This is a genomic window from Rheinheimera mangrovi, from assembly GCF_003990335.1.
Classification (GTDB): domain Bacteria; phylum Pseudomonadota; class Gammaproteobacteria; order Enterobacterales; family Alteromonadaceae; genus Pararheinheimera; species Pararheinheimera mangrovi.
Map to the genome: position 1 here is coordinate 2,078,322 of NZ_CP034683.1, position 10,593 is coordinate 2,088,914.

At 45.5% G+C, this 10,593-nt stretch carries 4 protein-coding genes; all 4 read left to right on the top strand.

The features are described from left to right. Window positions 1–22 precede the first annotated feature (22 nt). The 4 genes from EK374_RS09400 to EK374_RS09415 all read left to right on the top strand — a co-directional run bounded on the left by EK374_RS09400 (window position 23) and on the right by EK374_RS09415 (window position 10,578). On the top strand, window positions 23–634 hold the full coding sequence (locus tag EK374_RS09400; RefSeq protein WP_164731850.1) for a response regulator transcription factor: 612 nt from the start codon (window positions 23–25) through the stop codon (window positions 632–634). Window positions 635–662: 28 nt separating this feature from the next. Then, the gene (locus EK374_RS09405; RefSeq protein WP_127022412.1) at window positions 663–2,600 is read left to right on the top strand and encodes an ATP-binding protein; all 1,938 of its coding nucleotides are present in this window, start codon (window positions 663–665) and stop codon (window positions 2,598–2,600) included. 288 nt (window positions 2,601–2,888) lie between these two features. Continuing rightward, on the top strand, window positions 2,889–9,224 hold the full coding sequence (locus EK374_RS09410) for a DUF1566 domain-containing protein (protein WP_127022415.1): 6,336 nt from the start codon (window positions 2,889–2,891) through the stop codon (window positions 9,222–9,224). Between the two features lie 157 nt (window positions 9,225–9,381). Then, a complete protein-coding gene (locus tag EK374_RS09415) occupies window positions 9,382–10,578 on the top strand; it encodes an Lcl C-terminal domain-containing protein (RefSeq protein WP_164731851.1) in 1,197 nt (398 codons plus the stop codon). Window positions 10,579–10,593: the final 15 nt, after the last annotated feature.

Sequence of the window (10,593 nt, forward strand, 5' to 3'; positions counted from 1 at the left end):
CAACAACCTAAGAGCAGTTTCAATGAAAAGAATAGGCATAGTGGAAGACGAAGCTGAATTTGCTCAGTGGCTAAAAGCTGCGCTGGCAGGCATTGAAGGTTATGAGTGCGTAGTTGTAGCGCATTCGCTGGCGCAAGCCAATGAACTATTAGCAACACATCCAGTAGATGTCTTGTTAGTGGACCTTGGATTGCCGGACGGTAATGGTGCGGATTTAATTTTAAAGGTTTTTAAAAAATATCCGGACACACGCTGTTGTGTGCTGAGTTCCATGGACGATGGCGAAGTTATTTTTAATGCGTTTTTTCAGGGCGCAGACGGTTTTCTGATTAAAAACACTGAAAAAACAGTACTGCTGGAAGAGCTAAAAACAACGCTCGAAGGTGGTTTTGCCAGTTCTGCACCTTTTCACCAACGGGTACTGGCTTTCGCCAAAAAAACCGCACAGTTCAGGGCTCTGCTTAGTGAAAGGGAAATGGAAATTATCCAATTATTAGCCCGGGGTTATAGCCAAAAAGAAGTGGCAGCAACCCTTGATGTGCAGGCTTCTACTGTTAATAGCCATCAAAAAAGTGTTTATACCAAACTTCATGTGAACTCATTAGCGGGCGCTACCAAGGTGCTTTCGTTGTAATGCGCCTGTGGTATCAGGGAAGTAACAAATGCTGACCAAAGCTGTTGAAAAACTGTTTTATCTGGCCGTGGTGCTGTTTAGCGCCATTTTGCTACTGATCTTATTTTTGAATGAACGTCCTTCTTTTTACCAAAAAATAGACCCTAAGGTATGCACTGAAGCAACAGCAACTTTTGATTTTAATGACAAGACCCTGGCAAAGTTAGTTGCCCCTGTGGCCAAGCCAAAGTGCAGCGACTGGAAAGCCACTGTATTGCCACTGTTCCGGCAAATGCCGGACTATGCCGAGCTGCCCCCTCAACTGCCTTTAGAAAAACTTTGGCTGCAATTTAATTATCAGGTGCCGGCAGAATTGGAGTCTGACGATGGTCTGGCACTGTACAGCACCCGTATTGTTGGGGGCATAGTGGCGCTTTATGTTGACGATAAGCTGATGTACACCAATGAAGACGACTGGCATATGCAATGGAATCAGCCATTTTTAGTCAAAATTCCAATGTATTCCGTGAAGCCGGGACACAGCATAAACATTAAACTGGCCATTCCTTACCGCCAGATAGAAGGTTATTCCATCGGTAGCTTCTATCTGGGAGAAGCAGGATTACTAAAAACCTGGCAGAGTCAGCGACAGTTTTTTTCTATTCAGTTGCCTGTTGTTTTATCCTTTTTGTTCTTCATCTTTGGTGTGGTGTCGCTATTTCTGGCGCTGTTTCAAATTGAGCGGGTAAAGAATCTGCTGTTTTTTGTCGTGGCACTGATTTATCTGGTGTGCAACATGCAATACATTTACAACGCATCGGGTGACGGGGCTATTTACTCCTGGTTTCAGTCGATCACCGACGCGTCCATCTCCTGGCTGATGGCCATCTCCGCTATTTATGCTTCGTATTATGCAAAAAGTAACTTAAGGTGGCTGGTGAATATGGCTGCAGGTTGGGCTGTTCTGATCACGGTGACAACTATGCCCGTATGGCAGGGGGCCGTTATCGGCTTTTTATTGCAACACTATGCAACTTTGCTGCTGTACATCGGTATTGTGGCTGTTATTATTTTTAAAGCGATAAAGGAAAAGAATGGTTATTTAGCCGTTATTTCTGCCTGCATCGTGATTTATCTGGCAGGTGGCGCTTACGATCTAGCCCATGTGTCGAACCAGACTGATCCTGACGGATATTACATCTTCCCGTACACAACCATTCCACTTATGTTGTTTTTTTTAGTGATGTTGCAGGTGAAATACATCAGTTCACAAAAACAGCTGTTAAAAAGCAATGAAATTATGCAGCAACGCTTAGTGGAGCAGGAGTTGAGGCTTAATGATCAGCACCAACAACTACTACAACAATCCCGCCAGATCGCAGAACAAGACGCTATTCACAAAGAGCGGGTGCGTTTAAAGCAGGATTTGCACGACGGTGTGGTGTCCAGCCTGTATTTGCTGGGTTTAAACTTACCGGAAAAACGCAGCGATATGCAGCAAGCCCTGCAAGAGCTAGCTGACGACATTCAGTGTGTAGTGTTGTCACTGCAACAAGAAGCCAGCCTAAACGATGCACTGGCAGCGTACCGTAGTCGAATTAACGGGCGTTTGACTGGAACAGGCATAGAACTGGTTTGGCAAGTTGAGGATCTCAGTCAACTCAATTGGCTGGAGCCGTCTGATGTTCTGAACATCTTGCGGTTGGTGCAAGAGGCAACAGGCAACGCCTTAAAGCACGCAGAGTGTACGGTGCTCACTATAGCCGCCAGAGTTAATAGCGAAGCGACAATGGTTGAGCTTAAAGTGACAGACAATGGCAAAGGTTACGACCTGAACTCCACTAGCACAGGCAATGGCAGACGCAATATGCAGCACAGAGCTCATGCCTTAGGCGCAACCCTTCAGCGTAGCTCCGGCGAGCAAGGCACTGCAGTCACAGTGCTTATTCCACTGCAAAAACCGGCCAGAGATATAACGCCAGTGTAAGTCTTGGAATTTTCTTCTTAAAAACAGCAGTACCCCCCTAATCTAAGGGATATCACCTCATTCCTTCCCCAAATATACTGAATTTTGTATTGGCTCGCGGTAAGTCAGGCTTTGGTATCAAAGTTTTGGTAACAAAGTTCCATCGAAAAAATATTTTTAACAACGACAGAAGAATAAGCCGCAATTACGTGCCTTGTTATTAAAGGCGAAATCACAGTGAAATACTCAGGTTAAGGCGTTGGTTCACAATCAAGGTCTGTGGTTTAAACATTGTCTATGGGGTGACAGATGCAACAAACAACCGCCAAAGAGCGAAGCTATAACAATTACAAAAGCATCTTGGTTCCTGTACTGCTAAGTATTGGACTGACGGGTTGTTTTGGGGGCAAACAAGATAATGAGCCTGAAGAGGTTACCAGCTTTAGCGTGACCGCCACCGCTGGGGCTGGAGGTAGCATTTCACCACGTAGTCGTACAGTACAAAGCGGCCAGACAACCAGTTTTACCGTCACCCCGTATACTGGCTATGGCATTGGCAGCGTAACAGGTTGTAATGGCAGTTTGAGCGGTACCACCTATACCACTGGCACAATCAATGCGGTGTGTAGCGTGCAAGCCAGCTTTACTCTGAACAGTTACAGCGTCACTGCAACATCAGGAGAGGGTGGTAGCATTAGCCCAGCGTCGCAAAGTGTAACTTATGGCGGCACTACAACTTTTACTCTTACTCCGGAAACCGGATACAGCATCAGCTCAGTGACGGGTTGTGGTGGTAGTTTAAACGGAAACATATACACCACAGGAGTTATCACTGCTAATTGTGAAATTAATGCTTCGTTTGAACTTAATAGTTTTAAAGTCACGACGCAGATTTCGGCAGGTGGCTCAATTACACCAGAAAATCCTCTGGTTAAGTATGGGGAAAAAGTCAGCTTTACTATTCAACCCGAGCCACATTTTGCAATAGATAATGTTACTGGTTGTAAAGGTACGCTCAACGGTCAGGAGTATCAAACTGATTTAATAACAGAAGCCTGTACTGTAAATGCAAGCTTTAAACAAGTGAGTCAAGGAAGCGTTGTTACAGTATATCTGGGATCATTAGCCGGAGGCACAGCTGAAATCCGTTTGCCAAACAGCACTGCAACAGAAAGCAAGGAGTTGGATGACAACGGCAGGTTTGAGTTAGTTGTTGCAGATCTTAATGCGCAGTCTGCCAACCTCAATATTTACAACTTGAAAACAAACTCTGGTCAACTTCCGGCCAATACTATCTCCGTACAGTGCCCTTTGGGGGCAAATTGCATTGTTTCGCCGTGGCAGCAACTCAGGCAGCAACTTGCCAAGCTCTATTCGGGCACTGTAGAGGAGAATCAACAACTTGCAGATCAAACCATCACGCAGATATTAGGACTTGCCAGTGCTGAAGATCCATTTGTGGCTTTTAACACCAATCAGGTTATAGATGGAATTAATAGTCAGGAGTTAGTTACGCTACTGCAAACCGCTATGACCAGCGCTGCCTTTAGCAATACGCTTGTTGCTGACATGAGCGATGGCGCCTTAGATGATGAAAACTGGAAGCAATATTTTCCAAAAGCTAACTTTAAAACTCCAGAACCTGTGGCTCATGATCCGGCAGTGGTTGCACCTATTCTGGCTGAACGAGCCACTGAATTGCCAGAAAGAACTTACCAGGTTTTTTCATTAAGCAACGATGGGCAAACCACTTCACATTTTGCCGATACTGTATACATCGAAAATTTTGCATACACCTATTCAGACTCAGAAGGCACAGCAGTTAATACGGCATTAGCTACGCCCTTGTTATATGGTTTTAATATTGGTCCATGGAAAACGCAGTTGACTGCCGAAACCACGATATTGAGGCAGATTTTTACTTCATCACTTACGCTAGCATTGTTGCCTGATACTGAAAAGTTAAAGCTGGCAAACCGCCTGGTTGGCGATCAAGAATTCATCAATGTGGTCAAGGTGTTCTCTGAACAGCTCAAAGCTGGCGAGGTGGACCCTTTTAATGAGCTAATTCAAACTAGCATTCAAGCGCTAGCTGCAGTCTCTGAACAGCAACTAACGGATGAACAGCAGCATCAACTGTCAGTTTTGGCAAGCGCTGCTGTGCAGGCAAAACCATCAGCTCAAGCCTTAGGACGTAAAGCATCAAACCAAGCAGGTGCACAAGCAGCGACCTCTGCCACAACAAAACTGAAGTTAATCCCGAATGTCTTGGACGGAACCATTACTCATGATGGCTCTGATGCCAATATTCGAATGGATGTAGAAAACAGCACCAGCCTATACTATGCCGTGCATAAAGAATCAGACCTTGATGCCTCGTTATTTTCATATTTTTGGAGCGGGGCAGCCATTGAACCTTCTAAAGGCATAGGTTTTCTCACCACGGACAAAATAACAAATTCCAGTGTCAAAACAGATACTGATATCAGTGAATACCAAACCGCAACTTATGTGTATTACAACAAAAGTGTAAATGGCCGGGTTCTGAGCGTTCCTAATCTATACAACACTATCAATATCCTTTCCATAGTTTCGGGTTCAACCGGGCTTGGCAAGTTAATGAACAACACCTTGCAACAAACTAAGTCAGCGAAGTTTATCAAACAGCACACTGATATGGCCGATAAGCTATTTGGTTTCTCTGACACAATGCTAAGCAGTACTGCGCTTGCTTGTGAATTGTATGATTTAGGTGTGGAAACTACAGGTCGATCTGAGCAACTTGCTGTCCCCGGCTTTGACGCTGCTGCCGGAGTTGATTTTTGCCTGGGGGTAAGTCGTGCCAGAAACGCGACCGAGTCACTTCGCGCTACGCTTGAATCTCTGGGCCATACTACCACAATTACCGAGCCGGATTTTTATGGCACTAGCCCATTTTCCAAAGCGACATTGTCTGTAAGTACGTTAAAAGAAGGCTTGAAGCTAGCTTTAAAAGATCCTCGCTTGCTGTTAGTAAGGCCCGAGCAACAAAGGCCAAACACCTCAGGTAGTTTTCTCGCCACTTTGGTCGGCAATTCGGCAGGAGTCTATGTAACTCAGTGGCTGTTTGAACAATGTACAGCTGCCGATGACAGTCAGCACGGTAAAGTCATTAAAACGGCACAGGGTCAACGTCAGTATTTAATTAAAGAATTGGCCAAATACGCCTATTACCGTCAGCATTACATTCAATCGTTTAACAATAATGCGGCTACATACAGCAGCATTAACCCTTACTATAAAACCAACTATGGTAATCCGGAAAGCTACTTAAAAAATGGCCTTAAACTTTATGCTAAGCAAGGTGGTACGGAATTACTTAAGTGTTCAACTGGCTTATTGGGTGAAGATTGGCTAGCAAAACTAACCACTTTTCAAGATGTAAGTGCCAAAGTTGCCAAAGCGCTGGCAGGGCAAAGCACCGATATATCTGTGTCTGAATTAGGGTCTTTTCTTGCAGTGCTTAGCACTGTAAGTGAGGAAGCTGGTTCGCAGGTTAAAGCCAAAATAGCTGAAATAATCGCCAAGCAGGCCGCTACTGCAGCTATGGGACCTTTTGGTATAGGTGTGAGACTGGCGCAAACAGGCAATGCCGCTGGTGCTATGGCATGGGATTGGGCCACTAAACCTTCAGAAATCCGTCTGCAATTTGCAAAAGTTGGCGGTCAATGGCAAGTATCCAGTGCTTTACCTGCGCTGGATCATGTCAGTTATCTGGCATTCCCCGGTAAGGGCGCAGATAGCGACAATATCAAAGGAATTATTGCTACTCATCATGCCCCGGCTCTTGGCTCTTTTTCTAGAATAGCGGCGGCAGACTCGGATTACCAGTTGGGCTATCTGTTATCCAAAGATGTAAAGATCAACCACACATTGCTCACTGCAAATACCAGTTTTAGTTATGAAAATCAGCTGTTGTTTGATAGCAACAATACAGAGTTCAAAGGGTGGCTTGAAAACTCTGATAAAGAGGCTCATTTTGATTGGGTTGTCCGTCATTGCCCTCTAACTGATGCTGGCTGTATTAGTCAAAGCAGACCCGTTGCACAGTGGCCTGTCTTTGGCAATAACAATATACACTTTAGCCTGACTCCTGAAGAGCTTGAGGACGAAATTCAAAGTTACAAGCGACAACGTGGTACGTTCTCAAAAACGGACAACCTCACAAACCCTATTCTGTGGGAGCATGCCAGCAATGCAAAAGCAGAACCTGTGGATGAACTGAGCTATGTAGATTTTACTGCCGCCTATAACAGCAAAGTAGGCGTAGGTATTGTGCAACATAAAACGCCAGGTCTGTATTTCGACAGCACCAGTGCAACTCTTGATACCTCTACCTTTGATAGCGGTAGCCATGTTTATGTCACATTAGACTATGGTTTCCAAAGTGCCGATGCCAAATCTCACAACACTGTGCTGAAAGAGCAATCTTATTTACTTAAAAATGATCATTACTCAGATGAGTTCGGTAACGCTATAACCACTACCAAACTGGTACTGAGGTTAGAACGGCCAGAAGGACAATTTAACTACTTGTGCACTAAAGATTCGATGATCGACTCTTGTGTAAACAACGCCAGTCATGCTGTTTGGGGACAAAAAGTAGTGAATGGGCCCTGGCAGAAATTAGGTGATGTGTGGCTAGGTAAAGGTGATGAACAGTCTGTTACTTTACCGGCACAAATGAACCGGATCGTACTACTGGATGCCATAACCACAGCTTATCTGAATAATACGGCAACAGATGTAGGCGTATTTCTTGGAACTCGTTTACAGCAGTATCAACAAGGACGGATGAACCTGCCTTTTTTAACCTTCACCCCAGGCGAACTGACTTTGTTTAATGTTGATTTTGAAGCAAGATCCCAGCTTCAGCTTAATGAAGACACAAGTATGTTAGCTGCCATGCTTTCCGCTAACCCAGACGCAAATCAAGTGCAGTGGTATCTGGTGAAAGGAGATGCGTGTAGTGAGGCGGTGAGTGGGGTGAACTTGCCTGATGGCGTTAAAGTGAATCAATTGGCTGAAGGCTACGAATACAAAACAAGCCGCATCAGAGGCAATGCACAGCAACTTAAAGCGACGCGCTCTGTTGACAGCTCCTGTCAGCCAGAAAGTCTGGTCGCCTCCGGTCAGGTGGGCTCTGTAAGTAAATTCCTGCAACAGAAGTGGAGTCAGGCAGTAACGGGGGAAGGGAATTATTACCTGATCCTCGCAGTACCAAATAATAGTAATTCAGGCCAGTTGGTATACCTGCGTAGTAATGTAGTAAGTCAGTTGCCAGAACTGCCAATAGAGTTATTGAGTGGCTGTGATGGCTCAGGTGCCTGTGAGTTACTGCTTAATTTTGACGATGCGTTAGCGCTTGGCAATGGCTACAGTTTTATGCTGAATATTAATGGTCAGGAATACCAACTGAACCTGCAAGAGCTGGCAAGTTTTGGCAATGAACTTTTCACTGCTAACTTAACCCGCAATGCAGATGGTCGCTTAGTATTAAAACTGCAACTGAAAAATGCTGGCAGTTATCAGTTGGAATTGCAGGTGAGCACGGCTTCAGGCTCCGTCAGTTTATTCAGTGCACAAAGTGTGCATATTCCTAAGCCAACAGTAAAAGCCAGCAAAACCAGCCTGAACCTGCAATGGGTTGACCTGAAGGCTAGTAATTACAGGGTTTATATCAGCAGTCAACAAGGTTTTGACCCGAGCAAGGTGGAAACTTATCCGGATGGCCAATCGTTCTACACTACAGATTTAACCCAGCAGATTGAGAGCTTAGAGACCGGTAAAACCTATTACCTGCGCCTGGAAGCGGTTCTGGACAATAACAGCTACTTCAGTGGGGAAATCAGTGCAGTACCTGCGGAAGTAATTACGGCCAGCGGCAAACTAAACGACACAGGTATTAGCTGGTGCGCTGATGGCGTCCAAAATAATCTGGCTTGCCCGGTAGAAGGTTATGCCGGTCAGGATGGTGAACATGGCCGCGATGCATTGGCCCGTGCTGGTCAGTTGCAAAAAGTGGGTGGCGGTGATGCTGGTTTTGACTTTACCAAACTCGATGCCAGCGGCAATGACTTGCCAGCCAGTGCGACCGAATGGAGTTGTGTGCGCGATAACCATACTGGCCTCATTTGGGAAGTAAAAACCACCGATGGCGGCCTGCGGGATATGAACCATTTTTATACATGGTATAACCCAGATAACAGCACCAATGGCGGCAGTGCTGGTACACAAAACGGCGGCAGTTGCACTGGCAGCGATTGTGATACCTATGCTTTTGTTCAAGCTGTTAATCAACAAGGCTTATGTGGCGCTAATGATTGGCGTATGCCCACCCAAAAAGAGCTATTGGGTATAGTGCATAATGGTCAGATAATGCCTGCGATAGATACCCATTATTTCCCCAATACGCCATTTGGTTGGTTCTGGTCGTTGTCGCCCTATTATTCCCATTATGAGGAATATAGTGGTGTCGCGAGGAACGTCAGTTTCACCAATGGTAGTAATGGCTTCGGCGCTAGCGACCTAAGTATGTTCGCCGGTTCTGGTAGTGATCCCGATCACAGTTGGGGCCATGTGCGGTTGGTGCGCACAGAGCAATAATGCTCTTAGAAGCTATTGCGGCGACATTATCCAGCAAAAACGGCAGAGAACGGTTAAGTGATTTGGTTTCGGAGAGCACATGGTGTGGCATCTGAACAAGCTACCCACTTGTGTGATGTCAACCGACTGTTGTTGGAAATTGAAAAAGAGGAATTCTATGAACAAAAACTATTTAGCGGCACTGTCGTTGCTATTAAGCACACAGGCCTATGCCGTTACCTGCAACAATGAAAATACGGCTATCACCGCTACTACCCCAGTGACAGATTTTACCATTCACAACGATGGCACTGTGACCCATAATAAAACAGGACTGATGTGGATGCGTTGTAGCTTGGGGCAAAGCTGGCATAATGGTGACTGCTATAATGTCGCCTCTAACTATACTTGGCAGAATGCATTGGCTGCGGCTGATGGCGATAGCTTTGCTACATACAGTGACTGGCGGCTACCGAATATAAAGGAGTTGGACTCTATTGTAGAAGAGCGTTGCTCTGCCCCCAGCCTCAATGCATTAATATTCCCGAATACGCGATCTACGGGCTACTGGTCATCGTCGCCCTATGCTGGCGGTAGCGACCAAGCGTGGTACGTCCATTTCCACGATGGTGGTAGTATTGCCATCCCTCAGAACGCCAACAACCTCAGCGTGCGGTTGGTGCGAGCCGGAGAATCTTCTGGTTGGCCAGGTTTTGGGGATGGCCCCAGTCTGGTACCGGGCTCTATTGCCTCGGTGGCTTTGCCTAATTTAGCGCAGCATCAGATAGTGTTTCAGCTGGAAGGGCAACCAAAGAATCATATTGTGATGATGTTTGATGAAAAGCCCAGGATGGAATTTTATAGTGTAGGTGTTACTGCCGAAGATGATGAGCGGGGATATTTTAATGTATTCACTGGTGAATGGCAGCAAACGGCAACCAAGTTATCGCTTAGTTATATTGATGATACAAGTGATTTAGAGCTTACCACCGCAGATGGCATGTTACGACTTGGCGCAACATACAATCTTTCAGTGACGAATGAGACGAGAAACCTTCGAGTAAAAACCATTTACCCGTTTATTAATAAAAGCTGGCAAATTTCTGATATCACTGGTTACAGAATTGTACTCTTAAGTGAAAGTAAGGAACCTTATGTGGAATTAACGTTTTACCCAAACCAGCGTTTATACACTAACCATGGCGAATATTTATGGCGTTACTCCGGCGACCGCGATATCGAGCTGTATGATGATGAAGACAGCACCTGGCGTAAAGTGAGTTGGCTACGTGATTGGCAAAACTGGCAAACCGGCTGGCGCGGCTCTAAGAATGTAAGGGTAATTTCTGTTTATCCCGTGGCGCTGGATGAATAAAGGCTAATGTAAATT